Source organism: Gilliamella sp. N-G2, assembly GCF_002142215.1.
In the GTDB taxonomy this organism is placed as follows: domain Bacteria; phylum Pseudomonadota; class Gammaproteobacteria; order Enterobacterales; family Orbaceae; genus Gilliamella.
In genome coordinates this window covers 15,096-41,138 of sequence record NZ_NAST01000021.1, presented here as the reverse complement: position 1 = coordinate 41,138, position 26,043 = coordinate 15,096, and the positions used below count along the sequence as shown (strand labels likewise).

Sequence of the window (26,043 nt, the reverse complement as noted above, 5' to 3'; positions counted from 1 at the left end):
GAACTAATTTTAGTAATAATTATTTTATTTTTAGGAATTTAAAATAGATTTTTTGGGAAAAAATGGATTTTTTTAAACTTAAAAAAATTGCTACTCAAATTATTTAAGTAATTATCTTTATACGCATGGTTTTAAATGCTTTTTAATTTCCTAAATTTAGTACAATTGAAATAATTCATACAACTGATGTATTTATAACCTATTTAACCTTGACGATAAGGTAAGCCAATGCTAATATTTCCCACCTATTCAGATAGACCTCTATGGCGCGTTGGCAGAGTGGCCATGCTGCGGATTGCAAATCCGTCTACCTCGGTTCGACTCCGGGACGCGCCTCCATTAAAATCGATAAGTTACCTACAGTATTTCCTCGAATAAAGTACTAAATCAATCGAGAGAATTATTTTTTATATGATATAGTTAATGATAATTATAGCGAATTGAGTATTATTATGACGGTAGAAAAACTTAGATATTGGCTATCATTTATTATTGCATCAGTAGCAGTTTTCTTTTTTATGAATCAATTTGACCTATTTGATAAAAAAATATTGAAAAGCTGTTAGTTATCATGTCAAACGAAATAAATAAAAATACCTCATATCAGTTAGATCAGTTCACGTTTTTAGATTCAACTATCGCATGTAAAAATACAATAGTTTTCAAAATGACAATTTTTAATGTTAATATTGAAGATTCAGAAATGGGTTTTGTTGAAAATAAACTTTTTTTAACTGCAAGAAACTCTATTTGTACTGAAGAATCTACAAAAGAAATAATATCTAAGGGAGCGATTTTTAAAAACATGTATTATGAAGAAAATGGTAAACATTTATTTTCTTTTACTATAGATAGTAAAGATTGTTTAGAGATGTTAAAGGATGATTCAAAATAACCATTCTTTAGTAACCCTAAAACTGAATATCATCATTAAAATCCATTTGTAGTTAAGGCATTTTTTGTAATTATAAAAATGTTTTCAATTTTTAATGTTATTTATTAAATCATTAGTCAATTAAACAATCAAAAAATACTCATCATTTACTGTAAACTCATTGATTGAGTTATACCCACTTATAATGTTAATCAAACAACAGGATAAAATAAGATATGGCTTATTTTAATTATCATGCTAAAGCCAAAAAACTGATCTCACAAGGCTATCTGATACACTATGAGTTTGTCGATAATTGGAATGGTATTAAGCCGGCATTAGTTTTATATTTTGAGAATGTTAATCCAATGCCAATAAGGAAATATCGCTGGCAAGAATATTTGCCGCTTATTGGATTAGATGATGAAATGGATTAATATTTAATATATAAAGCTATTTATCGAGTTGTAATGCAATATAAAGCAGTACACGATCATCAAATTTTGATAAATCTAATCCCGTTACTTTGGCAATATTGTTTAATCGATACTCAAGTGTATTGCGATGTATGAACAGGGCTTTTGCAGTATTATTGTTATGTAGATTATGAATAAACCAAGTTTCGAGAGTATTTTGCAGTAAGCCATTTGTATCTGATGCTTTTAATTTATTTAATGGTGAAAGTAACTCTTCCGCTTGCCAATCTTGGTTTAAACCATCCAATAAAACCGGTAAGATTAGGTCCTGATAATAATAATTACGGCAATGTGGAAATCTTTTTTTTCCGATTTCCAATGCTGTTTTAGCTGTTTGATAAGATCTTGCTATGGCGTCGTTACCTTGATGAAAGTAATTTCCTAAAGATATTTTTATAACAAATTTACTAAGAAGTTTTGTTTGACCAATTAGTTTTTCAAGTTTTGTTTTATGCTCTGCTAAATCCCATCGATTAAACTTATTTAAGGCTGGAAGTAATATCACAATTTCGGTTAGTGATTTTATGGCTACTAATTTGGTTATTGTTTCGAGTTGATTTTGAATTTGTTGTAATTCGCTCATAGCTGTTTGAATTCCTAACTGGCCACTCTCGATTTCAATAATTACAGTTACATACGGTAAAGATAAATCAATATTTAATTTTCGACTCCACTCAGTAATATTTGCCATTGTGTTGTCTGATTGAATTATTGATAATATAAATTCTTCTTTTAAACGATTATCTTGAGAGAGCTGATTGAGTAATAATGCTTGTTCCATCATCATCTCAGCTGTCATACTTACTAGTTCTGCAAATTGAATGATTTTATTAGGTTCACCCGTGATACCAATAACACCAACAATTTCATTTTTAAGTTTCAGTGGAAAATTAACACCCGGTTTAACACCTTTAAGTTTTTGGGCGGTTGGATTATCAATGGTAACAACTCTACCTTGCGATATGGCTAATACTGCGCCTTCATGTAATTCGCCAATTCGTTCTAAATCACCGCTACCGATAATTTCTCCCTTGTTATTCATTATATTTACATTACAATTAATGATTTGCATGGTTTTATCCACAATATATTGAGCAAGTATTGGAGAGATGCTTTGAACTTTCATAGTGATAAACATTTTTTATTTTTAATAAATTATATTTTATAACTCATTGATTTTTATTGCTAGGATCTTTATCAGAAATCATCTGAAGCCTTTCCATGATAGCTGATTTTGAATACGTTATTTTAATGATTAAAATTATTAGTGTTTATAATAATTGGGGAAATAAAAAATAGCCTCTTTATTTCCCCATTCTCTTACTTGTTAGATGTCTTAAAATGTTAAGGTTGAGTGATATTAATTAGACGACCAATATTTTCACTGGTACGTTCAATATTTTTAAATCCATCTGCTAATAAATCTTCAATCTTAGCTAAAGAAGGAATAATGCCAAAAATGGTGTTAATACCTTCAGGATAAAGTTCCTCGATGTTTTCACCAATCATTCCAGCTAATGCAATAACGGGGACATTGTGCTTTTTAGCTGTTTGTGCAACACCATAAGGCGTTTTTCCAAATTTAGTTTGAAAGTCAATTCCACCTTCACCAGTAAAACAGAAATCAGCACCAATTAATTGATTTTCTAAATTACTGTACTTGATAACTATATCAATGCCTTTTTCCATTTTACTATTGGTAAAAGCCATTAATCCGGCACCCAATCCACCTGCAGCGCCTGCGCCAGGAATCGTTGCAACATCTTTATTTAACTGAGTCTTTATGATTGAAGAATAATGCTGTAAGTTCGCATCTAGTTGTTCAACCATCTCAGGGGTTGCTCCTTTTTGAGGGCCAAATACTCTTGAAGCACCTTTTTCGCCACATAGTGGATTGGTTACATCACTAGCAACAATAAATTCAACTGTATCTAATCGAGGATTGATTTCCGACGTATCAATTTTAGCTAAATCTCCTAATGCACCACCGCCTTTAGGAAGTAATTGATTGTTTTTATCATAAAATTTCACACCTAAAGCTTGTGCCATGCCAGCTCCGCCATCATTAGTGGCGCTACCTCCAATGCCTAAAATGATTTTTTTAATACCATGTTTTAAGCTGGCAAGGATTAATTCGCCCGTACCAAATGTTGTGGTAATCAATGGATTACGTTGGTCTTTTGGTACAAGATGGATACCACTTGCTGAAGCCATTTCAATAACCGCGGTTGTGTTATCACCCAAAACTCCATAATAGGCTGTTACCTTATTACCAAGTGGACCTGTAACTTCACAAGCATATAATGTACCGTTAGTGGCATCAACTAATGACTGTGTTGTACCTTCACCACCATCAGCCATTGGGACATGAATATATTTTGCATCAGGAAAAACTTTTTTTAACCCTGATTCCATAGCCTGACAGACTTTTTTTGCAGTTAAGCTTTCTTTAAAAGAGTCAGGTGCAAGTACAAATGTTTTTTGTTTCATAAAAATTACTCTTAATATTACATAATAAATTGATAGAAAATTGTGGCAACGAGAGTCATAGTGCCACCAACCATAGCTTCATATGGGATCAATTTCATACGTTGTTTAATTGTCATATTCATACTACCACCAGTGACATGGAAGTAATTTCCTTGCGGTAATGAATCAATAACTGTTGCACCTGTATGCATCATAACTGCTGCACTAATTGCAGGTATACCCATATCCATAATGGTTGAACCAAATGTTCCTGTTGCTAAAATAACACCTGTAGAGGTTGAAGCTGTTGCTGCTGCCATTAATACCCCGGAAATAGGTGATAAGTAATAGCCTGAGATACCCATGGAATCAATAATATTGATAACTTGAGCTGCTAAGTTTGATGCACCAATTAAACCAGCAATAGCACCGGCACCCACCAAAATTAGTACAGTTGGTGTCATTTTTTCAATTCCTGATTTTGTATACATAGCAATGTTACGATGTTGTCCCATGGCTAACATTCCGATGATCCCCGCAACAGGCAGTACATATAAAGCATCAAGTTTTAAACTAGCTAATGCTTCAATATGAAAAATATTACCTATAGGATTGATCATTAATAGCAAAATTGCGGTTACAGGCGCAACAACAGCTTTTCCTAGAGAAGGATTGTTATTTTTTTGTTCAGTATCATTTTTTTGCAAAGCAATCACTTCTTTAGAATCTACTTTGTCACCTTTATTTTTGATTAATGAAGCAATTACAACAGTTGCAATTAAACCAAATAACGCAGGAATAAAACCAGCTATCATCACGTCACTCAAACTTAAATTGAAACCATTGGCAACCGCGATAGTATTAGGGTTAGGAGAGATAATATTTCCTGCCTTACCACCACCAGAAAGAGCTAATAATAAGGCTAACCGAGAAATGCCCATTTTATTACCTACAGAAAGAGCAATTGGTGCAACAATTAATACAGCAACAGGAATAAATACGCCAGATGCAGTAATAATACCAGTGGCTAGTGCTAAAGCGAGTAATGCCTTTTTTTCACCTAATTTTTTTACGACAGCTTGTGCGATGGTTTCCGCTGCACCTGATTCCATCATTACACCAGCTAGAATACCTGCCGCTAATACTCTTATTACGGTACCCATAATACTTTGTGTACCGCTAGTTAAAACTGAAACAGTTTGTACTAGATTTGCCCCTCCAATGAAAGCACCAATTATCGCGCCAAAGAATAACGAATAAACTGGATTTATCCCGCGTAAAATTAAAAAAATAGCAAGAAAAAGTCCTATAATCGCTCCATACCAACTAATGAGTTCAGTCATTTAAATTTTCCTCATGTTTTTTATGACAATTAAAAAAAGTTGTACTAATTTTATTATTGAATTTGTTGTTTATGCTATGTGGTTTTGCACAAATATAAGCAATAAAAACTAAAAAATATTGGGCTTTATAATAGTTTTATGTGATATTAGTCACAAATTTATGTTGTTTTATCTGTATTCTATTATTTTTTTTATCCGATTTAAAAAAATTTCCCCATTTTTATTTAACATTATGGAATAACTTTATATTGAATAAATTATTGTTTTTTTTATTTATCATTGAGATATTGTTGTTCCTAATTATGGTTACAATAAATTTGCCAATCTGATAGCTAAAGCGTAAAATGCCCATCCTATTTTGCTTAACCTATTACCTTATAAGGTAATACTGACTTGAAATCAGAGGCATTTGTTAATGACAATGTTATATCCAAAACCAGAATTACTTTCACCAGCTGGTTCACTTAAAAATATGCGTTACGCGTTTGCTTATGGTGCTGATGCAGTTTATGCAGGGCAGCCACGCTACAGTTTGCGAGTGCGCAATAATGAATTTAATCATGAAAATCTTGCTATTGGCATCAACGAAGCTCATGCTCAAGGCAAAAAGTTTTATGTGGTAGTTAATATTGCCCCTCATAATTCAAAATTAAAAACCTTTATTCGTGATTTAGAACCAATTGTTAACATGAAACCAGATGCATTTATCATGTCTGATCCGGGTTTAATCATGTTGGTTCGTGAACATTTTCCGGAAATGGAAATTCACTTATCTGTGCAATCCAACGCGGTTAACTGGGCGACGGTAAAATTTTGGCATAAGATGGGATTAACGCGTGTTGTGTTGTCACGAGAGTTATCCATCGATGAAATTAAAGAAATTCGAGAAAAAGTGCCGGAAATGGAACTTGAAGTTTTTATTCATGGTGCGCTTTGTATGGCCTATTCAGGACGTTGCTTGTTATCTGGTTATATTAATAAACGTGACTCAAATCAAGGTACCTGTACTAATGCTTGTCGTTGGGAATATAAAGTATTTGAGGGCAAAGAGGACGAAGTAGGGCAGATAGTCCATAAATGCGAGCCGATTCCTGTACAACAAATTGAACCAACATTAGGTATTGGCTCAACAACCAATCAGGTCTTTATGTTAGAAGAATCTGGTCGCCCTGGCGAATATATGCAAGCTTTTGAAGATGAACATGGTACTTATATCATGAATTCAAAAGATTTAAGAGCAGTTGAATTAGTCGAAGATCTGACAAAGATTGGCGTACATTCATTAAAAATTGAAGGTCGAACCAAATCGTTTTATTACTGTGCTCGAACTGCACAAGTCTATCGTCAAGCTATTGATGCCGCCAGTGAAGGTAAACCATTTGATCCACGCTTATTGGCTGAACTTGATTCTTTGGCTCATCGAGGATATACCGAAGGCTTTTTACGTCGCCATAAACATGAAGATATGCAAAATTATGTGCACAGTCATTCTGTATCTGATAGACAACAATTTGTTGGTGAGTTTAGTGGTCAACGTCTAAATGGCTTAGCTGAAATTATTGTTAAAAATAAATTTTCAGTAGGGGATAGTGTTGAAATGATGACCCCTAAAGGTAATATGACCTTTATTATTGAACGAATGGAAAATAAAAAAGGTCAACCAGTTCCAGCAGGACTTGGTGATGGTCACATTGTTTATATTCCAATCGCCGAAGATATTGATTTAAATTATGCGCTTTTAATGCGTAATTTTGATTAATCTATTTAACTTATATAACTAATAACTATATAACTAACTGTTCAGGTTTATGAACAGTTAGTTGTTATCATTACTGACGAATTAAATCTTCGCCATAACCAATCCATTTATACGTTGTTAAGGCTTCAAGGCCCATTGGTCCTCTAGCATGTAATTTTTGCGTACTAACTGCAACTTCAGCACCTAAACCGAATTGTGCACCATCGGTGAATCGGGTCGATGCATTAACATAAATTGCAGCAGCATCGACTAAGTTAACGAATTGTTCTGCATTTATAAGGCTTCGCGTTAAAATGGCTTCTGAATGACCACTACCATATTCGCGAATATGTTCCACCGCCAATTCCAATGAATCAACAATAACAATATTCAGATCTTTGGAAAGCCACTCTTGCCTTAGTTCATCATCCTCAACGGCAAAAACATTTGCCACTCCAGCATTCAAAATCTTATAAGCATCGGGATCGGCATGCAATATCACCTGATTATCGGCCATGATTTGACTAAGTTTTGGTAAAAAAGTATTGGCAATTTCAGTATGAACAAGTAATGTTTCAACAGTATTACAGGTACTTGGTCGCTGAGTTTTTGCATTAAGTATTATTGATAGCGCTTTATCAAAATCAGCACTTTCATCGACAAAAATATGGCAAACACCAATACCACCAGTAATAACAGGTATGGTTGAATGTTCTCGACAAAGTTTGTGTAATGCTGCGCCACCTCGAGGAATAATCATATCAACATATTTATCAAGTTTAAGTAATTCTGTGATATATTTGCGATCAGGATTATTAATAGATTGAATTGCTGTTTCAGGTAAGCCGACTTGTTTTAAGGCTTGTTGAATAATAGCTATAATAGCAGCATTGGTATTAATTGTCTCTTTACCACCACGCAGTATCGCTGCATTGCCGGTTTTTAAGCAAAGAGCCGCAATATCAATAGTCACATTAGGACGAGCTTCATAGATAACACCAATCACACCTAATGGCACTCTGTGACGTTGTAACTTTAATCCGCTTGCTAATGTCGAACCATCAATAACTTGGCCAATTGGATCGGTTAAAGAAACAACATTTCGAACATCATTAGCAATAGATGATAATCGTTCGGAAGTTAATAACAGACGATCAAGTATTGCCTCGGTCAATCCTTGTTCTTTTGCCATAACCATATCTTTCTGATTAGCATCAAGAATCTTGTCAGCATTTAGTTCTAATAAATCGGCGATATGAATTAAAGCCTGATTTTTAATTTTTGTTGCGCATTGTGCTAATTGATATGAAGCAAGTTTGGCTGCTTTACCCATTTCGTTTATCATTGCTTAACCTTTATTGATTTTGTCCACAAAGTTTTTTAATAGATTGCATTTTTTCTAAATATAACTGCTTTTCTGACTCCAACATCATATTTAGGTTGATAACATAATCCTCAATAATATCGTTTGTCTTATATTTTATTATCATTGTATTAGGATTTTTTTCTGAGATATTAATAATATTCTTAAATAGGATACAGGTCATTTTATTTTTATCTTTTCTTTTTAAAAAGACATAAACAATAAAAAACAGGGTAAATAGGATAAGATCCGCAACGGTAAACTGACTATTCCTAATACTAATAAATGTTTTACCCAAAATGATATATTTTTCAGCCCATTGTAATAACAAAAAAACAATCATTAATAATAAAATGAGACCTAGTTGAAAAGGGATTTCGATTATGTGAGAGAATATAAAGAATGCTATAAAGCAGGTAAGTAAAATTATTATAAGTGGTTCAATATATTTACGTCTATAAAAGACTAAATCCTGCTCATCTTTTTGCCATTTTTCGTGATAGCTATTAACTTCAATACTCAATTTTATAAGCCTTTTATCTTATTCATCTGTTTTTTTATTTATCGATAAGATAGGTAATCTATCCAGAACGCTATGTTATATATTAAATCATCAATATATTTTTGTAATTTAACTATGTATTTCTAATTTTACTAAAATAATTCCTCTAAACCCATTTGATTTACTATTGTATCGATTTTATTTTCTAAAGGAGCAGTTTGCTCGATTTTTCTAAAAGCTATTTTTAATGTAATAAAAACTTGTCTAGTTTTATTATAAATCATTTTGTATTATGAAAAATATAAACATGCCAATAATGACTTTCTCTGATGTTGGCTTTTGCATAGTCAAAAGCCTGATTGTAGGCATTATTACTATTATTAGTAAAAGATTATACTGAACACAACGCTATAGAGTAAGTTTTTGTAACGATTTGGCCGAATGTCTCTATTCTAAATCTATTATTTAATCAGCATATCATCTCGGTGTACGGCAACAGGACCATATTCATAGCCAATTATTTGGCTAATTTCTTGTGAATGATGTCCAGCTATTTGTCGTAATGCATCACTATTATAACGGCTGACTCCTCGAGCTATTTGTTTACCAGATTTATCACAAATATTAATGACTTCACCACGTGAAAAATCTTTTTCGACAGCGATAATGCCTTTTGGTAATAGCGAACTGCCATTATTTAAAATAGCATTAATCGCACCATCATCAAGTATCACTTTGCCTACGTTTGGTGCGCCATATAGCCAATGTTTACGATGTTCTAATGGGGTTTTTTGCGGTAAAAAACGGGTACCAACTGATTGATTATTGACTGCATCAACAATCACATTGGCTTTATTTCCTGCAGCTATAATTACTTCTATGCCAGCACTCCCGGCTACTTCGGCAGCTTGAATTTTGGTGCTCATGCCACCGGTTCCTAAACCTGAAACACTATCACCGGCGATACTGCGCAGATCATCATTAATCTGAGTTACTTCTTTTATCAATTGTGCATTGCTATCGCTTCTTGGATCGGCGGTATATAAACCTTCGATATCGGTAAGTAATATCAATTTATCTGCTTCAGCTAAAATTGCGGCAAGTGCTGATAAATTATCGTTATCACCAACTTTAATTTCAGCAGTAGCGACAGCATCATTTTCATTAATTACTGGGACAATATTATTTTCTAGCATCGCCTTTAATACATCTTGAGCATTTAAAAAGCGTTCGCGATCTTCAAGATCTGCGCGAGTTAATAGCATTTGTCCAATATAAATTTTATATATCGAAAAAAGCTGTTCCCAAAGTTGGATTAATTTACTTTGACCAACTGAAGCAAGTAATTGTTTTGTGGCAACAGTATTGGGTAGATTAGGATAGTTGAGGTATTCTCGACCAGCAGCAATAGCGCCCGAAGTCACGATAATAACTTTATGACCAGTTTGATGTAAATAAGAACATTGTCGAATCAGTTCTACTATTCTCGCACGGTCTAACTGTTTAGTTCCTCCAGTTAAAACACTGGTACCGAGTTTAACAACGACAGTTTGTTGTTTTTTATTATTCATAACAATACTCTTATTTAAATTAGCTATTACAAAATAGACTCCATCCATTTAACTGATTGAGCAAAGGCGTTTTGTAAGCCTTTTTGCAATGGTGTTTTGGGGATTGTGACAATTTTGCTTTGTTTTGCTGATTGAATTAGTTTCGCTTCACTCAAATTACTTAATTTATCATCTTCAAAGATAATATTCATAACTGGTACAGGGCAAGAATGAGTTAATAATCCTTGATTCTTAAGAGAAAAATAATTCAATTCGGCTGCTAGTTGTTGATTTGATACAGAAGTTAAACCTAAACGACTGGCTAGCATATCTTTATAGCTATTAGGTAGATTTTGTTGTAATGCCTTATCAACAAAAAGTTGGTGTACAAATGGAGTAAAATTAAATAATCCTTTAATTTTATTAGGCATTAGATAAGCAAGCCGTGTTGCAATGTGTGAACCAAAGCGGAACCCAGCAACAATCACTCGATTGCTATCTACCCATGGAACCGATGATAGTTGTTCGATCACTGCTTGATGAATTTGGCTACTATTTTGGCTCAATACAAAATTACGACTATATCCAACGGTTGGTAAATCTATAGTTAACATAGCAAAACCTTGCGGAGCAAGATATTCACTAAAGTAACGATAATAATCAATTTGTAAATTACCTAAACCATTGCAGACTAAAACAACAGGGCAAACACTACTATTACTATTGTTTGGTAAATGCAAAATGGATTTAATAACTCGATTTTCAACCTTAAATTCTAACTGTTTGTTTGAATAAGGTGAATATTCAAGTGCCTTCATATATGATTGATAGGCACAGGTTTGAGCATACATCGCTAGCTCATCATTCTTAAAATGAGGGTAACTGGCAATGCTGGCGTATTCGCTGGCAATGAGATAATCCTGATGTAAGCTATTTTTTGATTCTTCAGTTAAATTAGATTGAGCAACATTATCAGCTTTAGCTTGCCACATTGCAGCTTGATTTAAAAACTCATATATCCAGTTGCCAGATTGATAACCAATAACTGAATCCAACCATTTATCATTAGTATGGCGCTTAGTTGAAACAGAGATTCTTGATAAAACCGCTTCGATTTCTAACTTAGGAAGACCGCGCCAATACCATAAAAGAGGGTTAATGATTCGATACCATTTTGAATCAATTTCACCATCAAGAGGACTAATACTGCTGCCATTGCTACTATCAAGACGATTGATTAGCGACGATGTTTCAGGGTAGTCATATTGTGGTTTAAATATCTTTTCAGAAAGGTTTTCAGTCATAACCATAGCAACCTAGTTATATTTAACAATTATTTATTATCACAAATTGGTTTAACAAACATGACACCAGTATCCCATGGTTGTTCAATCCATGTATCTTGTGCGATGTCGACAACATAATCATCAACTAATGGTTTACCTGCTGGTTTAGCAAAAATAGTTACAAAGTGCGCCTTAGGATACATTTCACGAATGGTATGTGCAGTGCTACCAGTGTCAACTAAATCGTCAACAACAATAAAGCCTTCGCCATCACCGTTTGCTTGTTTTAAAATTAATTTTTCACGTTGATGATCATGATCATAGCTAGAAATACAAACTGTATCGACATAACGAATACTAAGTTCACGAGCTAAAATAGCTGCTGGTACTAAGCCCCCACGACTAACTGCAATGATGCCTTTCCATTGATTGGCGGGTAATAATCTCTCAGAAAGCTGACGACCATAAGCTTGTAGCATTTCCCAAGTGACATTGAATTTTTTCTTTTCAGCGATAATCTCTGCTTTATGCTGTTTTTTGGCTTTGATTTCTTCTTCTGTTAAAGTTTGTTCTATTGACATGTGTAACCTGCAATTTTAATCGAATATACGAATTTAATAAATTAATATTAATGGGCTAAAAATAGATGTAAAATTGCACCTTATTATAGAGTGGTTAGATAAAAAAAACCACTTATTAATTCATTACCCACCTAATATTGAGGATAAAATATGCTATCGACCTTAAATCCAAAATTTGTTTGGCAGATTTTTAATGATATTTGTAAAATTCCACATCCTTCTCATCATGAACAAATGATAACTAAATATATAGTCGATTTTGCAACTACTCATCATATTGATTGTCAGCTAGATAAAGCTGGTAATGTTTTACTGCGTAAAGCTGCTACTAAAGGGATGGAAGATTGTCCATCAATCGCTTTGCAAGCTCATATGGATATGGTTCCGCAAAAAAATGAAGGTACACAGCACGATTTTCTTGTTGATCCAATTCAAGCTTATGTTGATGGCGATTGGGTCAAGGCTAAAGGGACTACATTAGGTGCAGATAATGGCGTAGGTTTGGCATCAGCATTGGCAGTATTAATTGATCCTTCAGTTGAACATGGACCTCTTGAAGTATTAGTTACTACTTCGGAAGAGACGGGGATGCATGGCGCTTTTGGTCTACAACCAAATTGGTTGAAAAGTCATTATTTGATCAATACTGATTCAGAAGATGAAGGCGAAATTTTTACTGGCTGCGCTGGAGGTGTTGATTTTACGACCAGTTTTGCCATCACATATGCGGTAATGCCAGAAACACATGATTGCTATATTCAACTCTCGCTAAAAGGTTTGAAAGGTGGTCATTCTGGTTGTGATATTCATCTTGGCCGCGGTAATGCAATAAAATTACTGGCAAGATTTTTAGCGGAATATGGACAAGATATCTCATATCGATTAGCAGACATAAGAGGTGGTTCTTTACGTAATGCAATACCTCGAGAAGCATTTGCTGAATTAACCTTAAATAAACAAGATTTACCAAAACTAGAACAGATTGTTAACCAATATAAATCTATTTTACAAAATGAGTTTGGACAGGTAGAACCCAATATAGAATTAACCTTAAAAGAGGTTAATAGTGATCATATTAAACGAGTCCTCGCCGTTGAACAGCAAAGTAAAATTATCAATTTATTAAATGTTGCGCCAAATGGTGTGGTGAGTATGAGTAGCCAAATTCATGGTGTTGTTGAAACATCTTTAAATCTGGGGATTGTAAGTATTAGCGATAATCAACTGAACGTTAATTTCTTAATCCGTTCTCAAGTTGATAGTGCGAAAGATGCAGTCGTTGCAACATTAATCTCGTTAAGCCAATTAGTGAATGCCAATTACGAAATTAGTGGTGGCTATTCGGGCTGGGAGCCTAATTTAAATTCTAGTCTTTTACAATTAGCTAAAGATAAATATCAAGAGATTTTCTCAAAACAAGCAAAAATTATGGTGATCCATGCCGGATTAGAATGTGGTCTATTTAAACAGTCTTATCCTGATATGGATATGATATCAATTGGCCCGACAATTGTTTCACCTCATTCACCTGATGAAAAAGTTAATATTCAAAGTGTTTATCGTTATTGGGAACTACTCATAGCAATCTTAAAATCTGCCAGCTATTTAAAATAATCATTAACCTTCCTCCTACAGATCTAATGTGTAGGAGGATGACATTTTCACCTCACTGCTAAAGTTTAAAACGTGGCAGTAATTGTCTTTTTGAAAATAAATTCACAAAAAGTGAATAAAAATTCAATTTTCTCTTGTTTTGTTGTTTTAAATCGCCTACTATACTGCATAAAAATCTGAATGATAGATAAGGAAAGATATGTTAAAAGCAATAATTGTTGGGGCGAGTGGTTATGCAGGTGCAAAATTAGCTTATTATTTAACAAAACATCCAAATATTGAATTAGTCGCTTTAACGGTATCAGAAAATAGTCTTGATGCGGGAAAACTTATTTCTGATAGATTTTTATACCCGCAATTGAAAGGTGTTGTTGATTTACCTTTAATTGCTACGGCTGATTATTCTTCTCTTGTTAAAGATATTGATATTGTATTTTTAGCTACTGAACATTCTGTTAGTCACGATATCGCACCATTTTTTCTTGAAAATGGTTGTACAGTATTTGATTTATCGGGTGCTTTTCGAGTCAATTCTCCCTCGTTTTATACCCAATTTTATGGTTTTGAACATCAACATCAACAGTGGTTAGATAAAGCTGTTTATGGTTTAGCTGAATGGAATTTTGATGCGATAAAAAATGCGCAATTAATCGCTGTACCAGGTTGTTATCCAACCGCATCGCAACTGCCACTAAAACCGTTAATTGAAGAAGATTTACTAGACAAAAGGCAATGGCCTGTCATCAATGCTGTGAGTGGCGTTAGTGGTGCAGGTCGTAAACCTTCTACAAATAATCTATTTTGTGAGGTTAGCTTACATGCTTATGGCATATTTACTCATCGTCATCAACCTGAAATTGCGACACATCTAGGACAGGAAGTCATTTTTACTCCTCATTTAGGTTGTTTTAAAGAAGGTATTCACGCCACTATTACCTGTCAGGTAAAAGAAGGGGTAAGTGAGGAAGATATTCTTACCGCATTAAATAAATATTATGATGATAAGCCATTGGTAAGAGTTTACCAAAAACAATGGCCAGCCCTAAAATCGGTAATTGGCTTACCTTATTGTGATATTGGTTTTGTGCTAAAAGGCCAACATCTGATTTTAATTTCTGTGGAAGACAATTTATTAAAAGGTGCAGCTGCGCAAGCAGTTCAATGTATGAATATTCGATTTGGTTTTGATGAAACAACAGCCTTATTATAAAGATAGATAATAATTTGTTAATGATGACAAGTTTATATCAGTGAACATTTATTAGAGTGAATAGGAAATAAAAATGAAACCATTGATTATTAAGTTTGGCGGCGTATTACTCGATAATAAAGAGGCATTAAGTAAATTATTTATTGTTATTAGCGAATACAAAAAAAATTTTAAACGTCCTTTAATTATTGTTCATGGTGGTGGTAGTGTGGTTGATTCATTAATGGATCGACTCTCCTTACCGGTTGTTCGACGTAATGGTTTACGTGTTACACCGGCAGATCAAATAGATGTGATTGTTGGTAGTCTTGCCGGTAGTGCGAATACCACAATTTTGTCAGAAGCTAAAAAATTACAAATAGCCAGTATTGGACTCTGCTTAGCCGATGGTGATAGCGTTAAAGTTAAGCAAATTTCTGAAGAGTTAGGTTATGTAGGTGAAGCTGAACAAGGCGATCCTGCCTTAATCAATTTACTCCTTACTAATGGTTATTTACCTATTGTTAGTTCAATTGGGATTACCGATGAAGGCAAGATGATGAATGTCAATGCCGATCACGCAGCTGTTGCCTTGGCAAAAACTTTAGATGCAGATTTAATTTTACTATCTGATGTATCTGGTGTTTTAGATGAAAACAAACAATTAATCGAATCGTTAACGCAAGCTGAGGCAGATCATCTAATTGCTCAAGGAACTATTACCGATGGAATGATCGTAAAAGTGAATTCTGCTTTTGAAGCGGCTAAAACATTAGGCCGACCAATAGATATCGCAAGCTGGAAAGAATCAGATAAACTCATTGAATTATTTAATGGAAAATCAGGTATAACGGGTACAAGAATTATTGCTTAAACATAAATCAGTCAGTATATTAAACAAGTATATTTATTGTTAGATATACTTGGCTTAGTGTTTAAAACATTTATTTTTTTCGTCAGTAAATTATGAAAGGGTATAACATGAAAAAAAGTGCAACAAAAAAAGTAGTTTTAGCCTATTCGGGTGGCTTAGATACATCAGCTATTATTCCTTGGTTAAAAGAGAATTATGGCGATTGTGAAGTTTATGCTTTAGTCGCCAACGTTGGACAAGATCCTAAAGAACTAAAAGATGTGGAAAAAAAGGCCAAAGCATCTGGCGCAGTAGCATGTAAAGTTGTTGATTTACGCGAAGAGTTTGTTAAAGACTATGTTTACCCTGTTTTAAAAACTGGCGCATTATATGAAGGAACGTATTATCTTGGTACTTCAATGGCTCGCCCAATCATCGCTAAAGCTCAAGTTGAATATGCATTAGAAGTTGGTGCTGATACCCTTTGTCATGGTGCGACCGGTAAAGGTAATGACCAAGTCCGTTTTGAAACAACTTATACCGCTTTAGCACCACAACTAAAAGTTATTGCACCATGGCGTGAATGGGATTTACGTTCACGTGAAGCGTTAATTGACTATCTAAAAGTGAGAAAAATTCCTACTACAGCAACAGTTGAAAAAATTTACAGCCGTGATGAAAACGCATGGCATATTTCAACCGAAGGTGGAGTGTTAGAAAGCACTTGGAATCAAGCAAATGCTGATTGTTGGGCATGGACTGTATCACCAGAAGATGCACCAGATGAAGCAGAATTTGTCACTATTGGTATTGAAAAAGGCGAAGTTGTTGCCGTTAATGGAAAAAAATTATCACCATATAACTGTGTTGCAACACTGAATAAAATTGGTTCAAAACATGGTGTAGGTCGAGTAGATATTATTGAAAACCGTTTAGTCGGCATCAAATCGCGTGGTTGTTACGAAACCCCTGGTGGAACTATCATGATGACTGCGTTACGTGGTTTAGAACAACTGATCCTAGATCGTGATAGCTTCAAATGGCGTGAACAACTAGGTCTAGAAATGGCTTATGTTGTTTATGATGGTCGCTGGTTTGCACCATATCGTCGTTCTCTTCAAGCTGCTGCAGAAGTGTTAGCAGAAGATATGACTGGTGAAGTTGTAGTTAAACTTTATAAGGGTAATGCAACCGCAGTACAGAAGAAATCACCAAATAGCTTATATAGCGAAGAGTTTGCAACGTTTGGTGAAGATGAGGTTTACGATCACAGTCATGCAGGTGGTTTTATTCGTTTATTCTCCCTATCTTCACGTATCCGTGCTTTAAATGAAGGTAAGAAAAATCAGCCGACTAAAAAAGCTAAATCGTCAGCGAAAGAAACCACAAAATCAAAAAGTAAAAGTAAAAGTAAAAAGTAATTTTTAAGACTTTTTAATTAGATATAAAACATAATATATACAGACTTTGGTCTGTATATATTTTTCGATAGTATTGTTATAGATAAACTTATCATTAAAATTATTAAAAAAATAATAAATTTTAATTGGTTAGGACTGATTTGAAATAAAATATTTGAGGTGATTATGGCATTATGGGGTGGGCGTTTTAGCCAAGCAGCAGATCAACGATTTAAACACTTTAATGATTCTCTGCGCTTTGACTATCGGCTTGCAGAGCAAGATATCATTGGATCAATTGCATGGTCTAAAGCATTGGTCACTGTCAACGTTTTATCTCATGATGAACAACAACAGTTAGAACAAGCGTTAAATGAATTATTAAGTTCGGTACAACAAGATCCGCAGCAGATCTTACAAAGTGACGCTGAAGATATTCATAGTTGGGTAGAACAAAAACTAATAGAAAAAGTCGGTGATTTAGGTAAAAAACTTCATACAGGTCGCAGTCGTAATGATCAGTCAACCACCGATCTAAAATTATGGTGTAAAGATGAAATTGCTCATCTTATCTCTGCTATCAATCAATTACGTAAAACACTGGTGTTAACTGCAGAACAACATCAAGATGCGGTTATGCCTGGTTATACTCACTTACAACGTGCTCAACCAATAACTTTTGCGCATTGGTGTTTAGCTTATTATGAAATGTTAACGCGTGATGAAAGTCGTTTACAAGATACTCTAAAACGCTTGGATGTTAGTCCTTTAGGCTGTGGTGCTTTAGCAGGTACAGCTTATCCTATGGATCGTGATATGTTAGCCAACTTGTTAGGTTTCGCAACTGCAACCAATAATAGCTTGGATACGGTGTCTGATAGGGATCATGTGCTTGAACTACTCAATAATGCATCAATCGGTATGGTTCATTTATCACGTTTTGCTGAAGATTTAATTATTTTTAATAGTGGTGAAGCGGACTTTGTTGAATTATCTGACCGCGTTACTTCAGGATCTTCATTAATGCCGCAGAAAAAAAATCCAGATGCATTAGAATTAATTCGCGGTAAAGCAGGACGAGTGGTTGGCGCATTAACAGGAGCATTAGTCACATTTAAAGGATTACCTCTGGCATATAATAAAGATCTACAAGAAGATAAAGAGCACTTATTTGATGCACTTGACAGTTGGCAAGAGTGTTTAGATATGGCGGTATTAGTACTTGAAGATATAAAAATCAATTACCAAAATTGTCAAAGTGCTGCTAAACAAGGTTATTCTAATGCGACAGAACTTGCTGATTATCTTGTGGCTAAAGGCATTCCATTTAGACAAGCGCACCATATTGTTGGTGAGGCGGTAGTAGGAGCGATTGCGAAACAAAAAGCATTAGAAGAGCTAACTATAGATGAATTAAAACAATACAGCCAAGTCATTGAGGATGATGTTTATTCTATATTATCTTTAGAATCTTGCTTAGCGAAACGATCTGCAAAAGGTGGTGTATCACCACAACAAGTAAAATTTGCCATCGAAAACGCTAAACAGAAACTAGCTCTTTAAATTTCATTTTCTTTGCGATAAATGCCGACTATTGTCGGTATTTTTATGCTTCAAAAACCCCGTTCCTCAAAATTTTTTGCTAAAAATCTGATTGTATATTGGTTCATAGAGTGTAAAAATAGATTTTCTATTTTTTGATGGATGAAAGTGAATCGCAATGAGTAAAAGTTATAATTTTAGTGCAGGCCCAGCCAAACTACCGGCGGATGTTTTAAAGCAAGTACAAGTTGAATTATTAAATTGGCAAAACACTGGTGCATCGGTGATGGAACTAAGTCATCGAGGTAAAGAATTTGATGCATGTGCGATTGAAGCAACTAACGACCTTCGTCATCTTTTAAATGTACCAGAAAATTATAAAATCTTATTTTGTCAAGGTGGAGCTAGAGCTCAGTTTGCTGCTGTACCATTAAATATTTTAGCTAATAATACTCACGCTGATTACATCAATAGTGGCTATTGGAGTCAGTGTGCAGCGAAAGAAGCGGCAAAATATTGTAATGTAATTGAGCAAAATGTAGTTATCAAAAATGCAGGAATAACCTCAATCAAACCAATGTCTGAATGGCAATTAAGCGATAATAGTGCTTATGTTCATTATTGTCCCAATGAAACCATCGATGGCGTTGAAATATTTGAACAACCTGACTTTGCCGATAAAACTGTCGTAGCAGATTTATCTTCTTGTATTTTATCACAACCTATCGATGTTAAGCGTTACGGTATTATTTATGCTGGTGCACAGAAAAATATCGGCCCATCAGGAATTACTATTGTCATTGTTCGTGAAGATCTGATTGGTTATGCGCAAAAAGTCTTACCTTCGGTACTTGATTACAAAATATTATTAGATCATGATTCTATGTTTAATACTCCACCAACTTTTGCTTGGTATATGTCAGGTTTAGTCTTCAAATGGATTAAGAGTTTAGGTGGCTTAAGTGCCATGCAACAACGAAATCAAGCAAAAGCACAGTTACTTTATCAATTTATTGATCAGTCTGATTTTTACCGCAATACTGTAGCGGTAAACAATCGTTCCATTATGAATGTAACCTTTTTATCGCCAAATGAAGAACTCGATAAAAAGTTTGTTAGTGAGGCTACTCAAGCGAATATTATTGGCATTAAAGGTCACCGAATTGCAGGCGGAATGCGCGCATCAATTTACAATGCAATGGAAATTGAAGGTGTCAAATACCTTATTGAATTTATGCAACAGTTTGAAAAGCAAAATGGCTAATTATTTTGGTAAATTTTACTAAAAAGGGATATCAATATATCCCTTTTTTTATTTGCTGATTAGCTATTTACAGCTGAAAACTTCACCAACCATAACTGCATCTGTTGGGGCAATATCAGAAACATATTGTAAAGATGCATCTTGTGCATTATAAATTACGTTACCACCCATAGCTGCAGCCTTATTCATTAAATCAGTTGCTGCATCACGGATTAGTTCACTATGCGTTTTTAAACCAGAAAAGAAAGTACTACGACGCCCTTCAGCTTTACCAATAAATTGACAAGTTGCGGCTGGTTTCGTATCAATAAATTGAACTTGGCGACCAGCAGAGGTAGCTTGATAATCTGAACTACTACAACCATTTAAAAATAATGTCGCTGACAGTGCAGCACTAATAAAAAGAGTTTTTTTGATAGACATAATATTTCCTCAACCAATAAAAAAACATTACTAATAATATAAAACATTGTATCAGGATAATTGATTAAAAAATATCGCTTATTATAAATGATGCTATTATGACAAATGTCAGCTTAATAATTAACCAAATCAACCTATTTAGTTAATTAATTGTAGCAAATTAATTTTAACTCTATTATAATCGCAACCCTACTAAGTCAGTAGCACATCAAAACATGGCCCCTTAGCTCAGTTGGTCAGAGCAGTCGACTCATAATCGATTGGTCACTGGTTCAAGTCCAGTAGGGGCCACCATCAAAGTTTTTTAAATTCAATTGGTTACTTCCTTTTATAATGTTCAGTTTGTCGAGTTATTTTATGCTGTGGCGATAAAATGGCGGTTGATATTATGCTTATTCTACGTTTTAATCTTGCTAGTTAGTAGTTAGTAGTTAGTAGTTAGTAGTTAGTAGTTAGTAGTTAGTAGTTAGTAGTTAGTAGTTAGTAGTTAGTAGTTAGTAGAAGCAGTGCTTGGAATAGGAGGGGACCAGATTGCTATGAGATGCAACCTGGTGATGTTTTAGGCTTTTTTGGCGTGTCGGCTATATGGCGAAATAGGAATGTTTACTTTTGGATCTGGAATTGCGCTTGGTACAATTGTTTCAGATATTGATTGCATTGCAGTAAATGTATGCCCACAATATATGTTGGAGCATTGATAATACTGTTTGCGAGTTAAGTTACTAATTTCTTCACTAGATCGTATAAATGTTTTGTTTCGGCAATGTGGACATTTCATGTGACAAACCTCTTCTGTTAAGCTTAGATTAATTTTACATTAATTTAGGTTTAAGTCTAGTTTTTTTGTATTTTTATTTTTATACAATTTTACAGGGGTTTTTTATTTAATGGTGGTAAAGTTTAGCTGAACCATAACTTGGTTAATTATTAATTTAAGTTGTTTTTTTGAATTGAGTGATGACTCTTTGTGGGAGTCATCATTTGATAGGCATCAAACTATAGATTAATTTTGCTAAGATTATTTCATTACTTTTTTAAGGCTTTAATTATATATATTCTCATAACTTTCTTCCTCTGGTTTAATCTCTAATTCTACTTCAGTTGTGAATCCACCACTTTTATTTAATGAATGTGAACATTTAGCAATGGTCCATTTGGTTGAATTTATTTCTGGTTTAAATCCATCCACTTCAACAGGCATTTCAGTAAATAAATCGGGACGACCTAGTGCTAGTTTAAGTTTAAATTGTGCTATTCCTTGTTCAATTTTTTTCAATTCACTTTTAGCCGCTTCTATTGCACTTTTTTCATTTGCATAAACATATCTAAGTTCTTTGATTTTACCTTTCATTTCTTCTTTTTCGGCTTTTTCCTTATCAACACCCTCTACGTGAGTTTTACTTTTTTCAATCTGTTCTTTATAAATAATTTTGTACGGTTTTTTGGTGGGATGTCTATAACTATGCCAATAGGCTTTTACACCTTGATATTGACTATCGATGATGGTGTAGCTGTGTGAATTTCCTGACTGTCTTTTGATTTTAGCTGGGGGGATTTTTTTTCCATTTACTGTTATCCCTTGGCCTTTATTAAATGCTATTAAGATATCATTTTTAACCGTTACACCTCCGCCATAATCATTAACTAAGCGAGTAAGAAAAGAACTATCTGTTTCTTTTGTTTGGTCAATATGTGAAATATATTTGGAACCTAACAGTTTATCACAGCGATAACTTAAATTTCTGCGTATAGCAATAATTGCGATTATTTCGCCTAAGGTAAGATCGTGATAAGATTTTTCGAGAACTTCATCGTTGAGCTTTCTTAAATCATCAGCACTATCTCCTTGTATAGTAATGACATCTGGTGTACCAGAATGTGTAACTTGCTTGATGGTAAATACATTTTTTATATTTGCATCAAAGATCACCGTTTCTTGATCGTTTAGCGTGTTTTTTTTGTTATCAGCTTTCCAACCAAGGGTAATTTCCAATTTAGCACCTCGAGTGGGTAAATTAACTTTCTGATCGGAATCATCAATGACTATGCTAATTGTATCTGCTTGAAAGCCATTATTGTCGACATAAGTCATTGAGATAAGACGATTGTCAAATTTTTTGGTTATGTCTTGTTTCTTGTTATCATCTAATAAGATAATTTTGTAAAATGGACTTGCCATGTTATACCTATATAATAATATCAATAATATCTTTGATTGCACCTTCACCAAAGAAGTCTGGAATATCGACTTTAGTCAGGTTTATCGTGAAATCGATTTTTAGTGGTGAGCCATGACGATTTAGTTCGGTATAGGTTTTCTCAACACTATTTAATACAAAAAAGCCAAGCGGAACACCGTCACCTTCAATTAGTGGCATTGGTATAGATAAATATGCCATACGTTCTAAGACTTCAAGGCTGACTCTGCCATGGGTTATTTCGCTGTATACTGAACCAGACAGACTTATTGTTTCATTATTAGGTCCGGTAAATTGTAATGCTGAGCGTTTGTTGACTCTATTATTACTTGCCCAGTTCCAACTTTTGTTTATTCTCATATTTTTGTAAGGTAATGTTTTTAAGCAGAAAACAAAAAAGCCATAACACATCATCATTTTAGTAGATATCCCTTAAACTGCTTCTAATTTGAAATAATTGTTGTTGTTCTCGACGATCAAGTTCTTGAGTGATAACTTTGACTAACTCTTGTTCATTCATGCCTGGTGCTGCATTAATGGTAATATAATATTGTGAGGTTCCTCCTTGAATATTACCCATCCCCGGATTGGCGATAGAATTTGTGCTATTATTCATGCCATTAAATGGCATTTGTGGCGCAGTAGTCGTCACTTTGTCAGCAAATTTACTCATTGAATCTAAAGCTAGATCTTGTGTTCCATCAATCCCAATTTGATAGCCTTCAATAGTGTTAACACCAAATTCTTTAAAGATTTTCGATGGTGAATTAATTCCAAGTATTGATTTGAAGCAACCGCAAATGTTATTACCAAGATTAGATAAATTTTCCTTTAAACCGTTCCAGGCATTTTTAATACCGTTCGTCAGCCCATCTAAAATATCGCCGCCAATTTTTAAAAACTTATTGAATAATCCATTTTCACCAGTAAAAATTTGTTCTATTTTGTCAGGTAGTTCTTTTATTTTGTCAGGTAATGACATAATAAGATCCCAAGTGTCACCGACTATTTTAGCAAGACTTTCAAATAGTCTGATTGGTGCCATTAGAATGCTACCCACAACTGAACCAAAAGAGGTTCCGGCCGATTTACAGCTTTCGAACTGTTCATCTGTGAGTTTCATTGGTGATAATAATTCACTAAACCAGTTGATCACTCCGCCTATTGCATCACCTATAGTTGTGAATACTGGTCCTAAGAATGAAAAACTATCAATTACTGGTTGTATTTCATTGGTGAGTCCTTGCCAGAAACCTGTGAAGAATGCGCTGATTGGTTCCCAGAATTTTCGAATTACTAGTGCTGCCGCGGCAATAGCCATAACGACAAGACCGATAGGGCTGAGTAGAAATGCTCGACCAACTGTTGTGATAACAGTGCCTAAACCTTTAAATGCACTGGTTAAGCTTTTAATTGGAATTTCTCCTAATGCACCTAATGCGGTACTTGCCATGGAGGTGATTGAAATAATTTCCATAAAGGTAGCAACAAAAGTAGGGTGGTTATTTACCCATTGCTGAGTATTTGCCATGAGATCTGTTAACCATGGCATTGCACTAACTATTGGTCCTTGCATGGAGCCACCCATTGAAGTTGAGATGTTAGCTAGTGTGGTTTTTAATAATTGAAATTGTGACGCGAAACTTTTACTGTCAATATCGGCTTTTATTTGTAAAGAACCCATGGCATTTGGATTATTGATTACTGATTGTTGTTGGGTGAGTAAAGGCAGATTATTGGTAAGTTTGCCGGTATTTTGCGCCTGTTTGCTACCGAATAGCTTAGTAAGAATTTCTGTTTGTTGGGTAGTATTCTGTTGTTTAATGGTTGTTAGTACTTTTTGTATTGTGTCAATGGCATCAATTGACATATCTTGTTCTATTTTACTGGCATTGAATCCAAGTGATTGTAGTGTTTGTTGGAATTGCTCCGATTGCGTTGTGGCTTTTGATAAACTGTTGACGATGGCATTGGTAGCGGCAATCGCGCCCTCTGGTTTTATATTCAGGTTTAAGAACGCCGAATTTAATGCCATAACTTGTTTGAAATTAAGTTTATCAGCTATTTCCTCCATACCTTTTAATGAACTAATGATATCAGCTGCATTAGCGTTGGTGTTGTCACTGAGATAATTAATGGTGTCGGCTAAGTTTTCAATATTTTCTGTTGGTATATTAAATAGTTTGGCAATTTTACTCAGATCTGTTGCTAACTCTTTTACTGGTAAGCTAAATGCATTGGCTGAAATTGCCGAGATTTTAGTAAAGTTTAGCAGTTGTTTATGTTGTTCGCTTATAGGATCGCTTTGTTTAGTTAGCCCTAATTTGGCATTGGATTCTACCTGTTCAGCAATACCTAGTGCTCCTTTGGCAGTTGGTATTTGTTGACTTAGTGATTGAATTTGTTCTTTCATGCTGTCAAATAATTTAGTCGGTTTTCCTTGTAGGTCATATAGCCCTTTAACTTGTCTAGCGACTTTATTCATAGCTTGTTCGAGTTCAATAAAGGAACCAACCGAATTAAATACAGGTTTACCAATATTTTTACCCAATTCTTTTAGTTTTTTACTTTGCGAGCTTGTTTTTTCTTTATTATCTGATTTTTTGTCAGCAATTTTTGCATTAACCTGTTCATTAACATTTTTTTCCAGACTTGTTTCAGAAGACTTGGTTTTATACTGAGGCTTGTTTGTATTATTTCCCTTGTATCTATTATTTTTTGATTTTTTGTTAAAATTTTTGGCCATAATTAATAAACTTTTATTTTCTGATTTTGATTAATGATGTTTATGTTGAGCGCATTAATTAAGTACTGATTCGATTATTTAAATTATTTAAAAATCAATGTAGTCAAACGGTACCTTTTATTTTGGATAATTTTGTTAATGATTATTCAGGATTATTGGTACCGTTTCTGACGCGAGCATGCTCTCGCCATTCCATAAGTTCAGATAAGTTTAATTCATCCATGGCAGACGGTTGCCAGTGAAAGATTAGCGCAATATCTGCCATTGCCTCCTCTACTCGGTTGGGGATTCCTTGTTGGCATCGTTCGAGTTCTGGGACAAAAAATTGATTACCTCTTTAGTGATTTCTGATAAGTCAATTAAATCTAAATTAAATACTTCATGTTCAGCAATTGATGGAGTAGTAATGCGTGGTAATACTTTTGCTAATGAGTCGATATCTAAATCAATAAATTCGATTAATTTAACGCCACGTAAATCACCAGTTAAAGGTTTGCGGACAGTAATTTCGTTTATGGTTGTTTTACCTGATTTTAGTCCAGTTTTTAACGTAATTTTTTTGCTGATAGTCATTTGTTTTCCCTCGTAAGAAGCCCTTGCGGGCTTTTTTATTTAAATGGTTAATTTTAAAT

23 protein-coding genes, 2 tRNA genes and 1 pseudogene are annotated in these 26,043 nt (G+C 34.2%); 11 read left to right on the top strand and 15 right to left on the bottom strand.

Annotated elements, in window-relative coordinates:
* Nucleotides 1-265: 265 nt before the first annotated feature.
* The 3 genes from B6C99_RS10035 to B6C99_RS10025 all read left to right on the top strand — a co-directional run bounded on the left by B6C99_RS10035 (nt 266) and on the right by B6C99_RS10025 (nt 1,311).
* Nucleotides 266-339, top strand: a tRNA-Cys gene (locus B6C99_RS10035).
* Nucleotides 340-571: 232 nt separating this feature from the next.
* Nucleotides 572-895: a hypothetical protein gene (locus B6C99_RS10030; protein ID WP_086359694.1), complete on the top strand. Its 324-nt coding sequence runs from the start codon at nt 572-574 to the stop codon at nt 893-895.
* A 215-nt stretch (nt 896-1,110) separates the two neighbouring features.
* Nucleotides 1,111-1,311 (top strand): thermostable hemolysin delta-VPH, encoded by a 201-nt coding sequence (locus B6C99_RS10025; protein WP_086359693.1) that lies wholly within the window; start codon nt 1,111-1,113, stop codon nt 1,309-1,311.
* A 16-nt stretch (nt 1,312-1,327) separates the two neighbouring features.
* Here B6C99_RS10025 and B6C99_RS10020 read toward each other — a convergent pair whose 3' ends face one another.
* From B6C99_RS10020 to B6C99_RS10010, 3 genes are all read right to left on the bottom strand, one after another.
* Nucleotides 1,328-2,476, bottom strand: a complete 1,149-nt coding sequence (locus B6C99_RS10020; protein ID WP_086359696.1) for a sugar diacid recognition domain-containing protein — start codon at nt 2,474-2,476, stop codon at nt 1,328-1,330.
* Between the two features lie 218 nt (nt 2,477-2,694).
* A complete protein-coding gene (locus B6C99_RS10015) occupies nt 2,695-3,840 on the bottom strand; it encodes a glycerate kinase (RefSeq protein WP_086359692.1) in 1,146 nt (381 codons plus the stop codon).
* A gap of 17 nt (nt 3,841-3,857) precedes the next feature.
* Nucleotides 3,858-5,162 (bottom strand): GntP family permease, encoded by a 1,305-nt coding sequence (locus tag B6C99_RS10010; RefSeq protein WP_086359691.1) that lies wholly within the window; start codon nt 5,160-5,162, stop codon nt 3,858-3,860.
* A 421-nt stretch (nt 5,163-5,583) separates the two neighbouring features.
* Between B6C99_RS10010 and yegQ the strand changes: the two genes are divergently transcribed.
* On the top strand, nt 5,584-6,921 hold the full coding sequence (yegQ, locus tag B6C99_RS10005; RefSeq protein WP_086359695.1) for a tRNA 5-hydroxyuridine modification protein YegQ: 1,338 nt from the start codon (nt 5,584-5,586) through the stop codon (nt 6,919-6,921).
* Between the two features lie 70 nt (nt 6,922-6,991).
* Here the strand turns inward: yegQ and proA are convergent, their stop codons facing one another.
* The 5 genes from proA to gpt all read right to left on the bottom strand — a co-directional run bounded on the left by proA (nt 6,992) and on the right by gpt (nt 12,182).
* Nucleotides 6,992-8,245 (bottom strand): glutamate-5-semialdehyde dehydrogenase, encoded by a 1,254-nt coding sequence (gene proA / locus B6C99_RS10000; RefSeq protein WP_086359690.1) that lies wholly within the window; start codon nt 8,243-8,245, stop codon nt 6,992-6,994.
* A gap of 10 nt (nt 8,246-8,255) precedes the next feature.
* Nucleotides 8,256-8,786: a hypothetical protein gene (locus B6C99_RS09995; protein WP_086359689.1), complete on the bottom strand. Its 531-nt coding sequence runs from the start codon at nt 8,784-8,786 to the stop codon at nt 8,256-8,258.
* A 440-nt stretch (nt 8,787-9,226) separates the two neighbouring features.
* Nucleotides 9,227-10,336 (bottom strand): glutamate 5-kinase, encoded by a 1,110-nt coding sequence (gene proB / locus B6C99_RS09990; RefSeq protein WP_110448064.1) that lies wholly within the window; start codon nt 10,334-10,336, stop codon nt 9,227-9,229.
* A 26-nt stretch (nt 10,337-10,362) separates the two neighbouring features.
* Complete coding sequence (locus B6C99_RS09985; RefSeq protein WP_158092467.1) at nt 10,363-11,619, bottom strand: alpha/beta hydrolase; 1,257 nt, start codon at nt 11,617-11,619, stop codon at nt 10,363-10,365.
* A gap of 29 nt (nt 11,620-11,648) precedes the next feature.
* Nucleotides 11,649-12,182, bottom strand: coding sequence for a xanthine phosphoribosyltransferase (gene gpt / locus B6C99_RS09980; RefSeq protein ID WP_086359686.1), 534 nt, complete (start codon nt 12,180-12,182; stop codon nt 11,649-11,651).
* Between the two features lie 150 nt (nt 12,183-12,332).
* Between gpt and B6C99_RS09975 the strand changes: the two genes are divergently transcribed.
* The 6 genes and pseudogenes from B6C99_RS09975 (at nt 12,333) to serC (ending at nt 20,044) form a co-directional block, all read left to right on the top strand.
* Nucleotides 12,333-13,796 (top strand): aminoacyl-histidine dipeptidase, encoded by a 1,464-nt coding sequence (locus B6C99_RS09975; RefSeq protein ID WP_086359685.1) that lies wholly within the window; start codon nt 12,333-12,335, stop codon nt 13,794-13,796.
* 199 nt (nt 13,797-13,995) lie between these two features.
* Nucleotides 13,996-15,006, top strand: a complete 1,011-nt coding sequence (gene argC, locus B6C99_RS09970; RefSeq protein WP_086359684.1) for an N-acetyl-gamma-glutamyl-phosphate reductase — start codon at nt 13,996-13,998, stop codon at nt 15,004-15,006.
* 73 nt (nt 15,007-15,079) lie between these two features.
* Nucleotides 15,080-15,859, top strand: a complete 780-nt coding sequence (gene argB, locus B6C99_RS09965; protein ID WP_086359683.1) for an acetylglutamate kinase — start codon at nt 15,080-15,082, stop codon at nt 15,857-15,859.
* A 107-nt stretch (nt 15,860-15,966) separates the two neighbouring features.
* Nucleotides 15,967-17,178 (top strand): annotated as a pseudogene (locus B6C99_RS09960) (argininosuccinate synthase); the annotation flags it as partial.
* 246 nt (nt 17,179-17,424) lie between these two features.
* Nucleotides 17,425-18,801: an argininosuccinate lyase gene (gene argH / locus B6C99_RS09955; protein ID WP_086359681.1), complete on the top strand. Its 1,377-nt coding sequence runs from the start codon at nt 17,425-17,427 to the stop codon at nt 18,799-18,801.
* 157 nt (nt 18,802-18,958) lie between these two features.
* Nucleotides 18,959-20,044 (top strand): 3-phosphoserine/phosphohydroxythreonine transaminase, encoded by a 1,086-nt coding sequence (gene serC, locus B6C99_RS09950; RefSeq protein ID WP_086359680.1) that lies wholly within the window; start codon nt 18,959-18,961, stop codon nt 20,042-20,044.
* Between the two features lie 63 nt (nt 20,045-20,107).
* Here the strand turns inward: serC and B6C99_RS09945 are convergent, their stop codons facing one another.
* Nucleotides 20,108-20,467 carry a DUF4156 domain-containing protein gene (locus B6C99_RS09945; protein ID WP_086359679.1) on the bottom strand — a complete coding sequence of 120 codons (360 nt, stop codon included), beginning with the start codon at nt 20,465-20,467 and terminating at the stop codon, nt 20,108-20,110.
* A 217-nt stretch (nt 20,468-20,684) separates the two neighbouring features.
* On the opposite strand from B6C99_RS09945, the gene B6C99_RS09940 reads away from it, so the two are divergent.
* Nucleotides 20,685-20,761: transfer RNA gene (locus B6C99_RS09940), tRNA-Ile, on the top strand.
* 265 nt (nt 20,762-21,026) lie between these two features.
* On the opposite strand, the gene B6C99_RS09935 is transcribed toward B6C99_RS09940, so the two are convergent.
* The 6 genes from B6C99_RS09935 to B6C99_RS09910 all read right to left on the bottom strand — a co-directional run bounded on the left by B6C99_RS09935 (nt 21,027) and on the right by B6C99_RS09910 (nt 25,984).
* A complete protein-coding gene (locus B6C99_RS09935) occupies nt 21,027-21,245 on the bottom strand; it encodes an ogr/Delta-like zinc finger family protein (RefSeq protein WP_082205083.1) in 219 nt (72 codons plus the stop codon).
* A 264-nt stretch (nt 21,246-21,509) separates the two neighbouring features.
* On the bottom strand, nt 21,510-22,646 hold the full coding sequence (locus tag B6C99_RS09930; RefSeq protein WP_086359678.1) for a contractile injection system protein, VgrG/Pvc8 family: 1,137 nt from the start codon (nt 22,644-22,646) through the stop codon (nt 21,510-21,512).
* A gap of 7 nt (nt 22,647-22,653) precedes the next feature.
* The gene (locus B6C99_RS09925; RefSeq protein WP_065651214.1) at nt 22,654-23,082 is read right to left on the bottom strand and encodes a phage tail protein; all 429 of its coding nucleotides are present in this window, start codon (nt 23,080-23,082) and stop codon (nt 22,654-22,656) included.
* Between the two features lies 1 nt (nt 23,083).
* Complete coding sequence (locus B6C99_RS09920) at nt 23,084-25,411, bottom strand: phage tail tape measure protein (protein WP_086359677.1); 2,328 nt, start codon at nt 25,409-25,411, stop codon at nt 23,084-23,086.
* A 142-nt stretch (nt 25,412-25,553) separates the two neighbouring features.
* Nucleotides 25,554-25,676 carry a GpE family phage tail protein gene (locus tag B6C99_RS09915; protein WP_086359676.1) on the bottom strand — a complete coding sequence of 41 codons (123 nt, stop codon included), beginning with the start codon at nt 25,674-25,676 and terminating at the stop codon, nt 25,554-25,556.
* Nucleotides 25,677-25,684: 8 nt separating this feature from the next.
* Complete coding sequence (locus tag B6C99_RS09910) at nt 25,685-25,984, bottom strand: phage tail assembly protein (protein WP_086359675.1); 300 nt, start codon at nt 25,982-25,984, stop codon at nt 25,685-25,687.
* Nucleotides 25,985-26,043 lie beyond the last annotated feature (59 nt).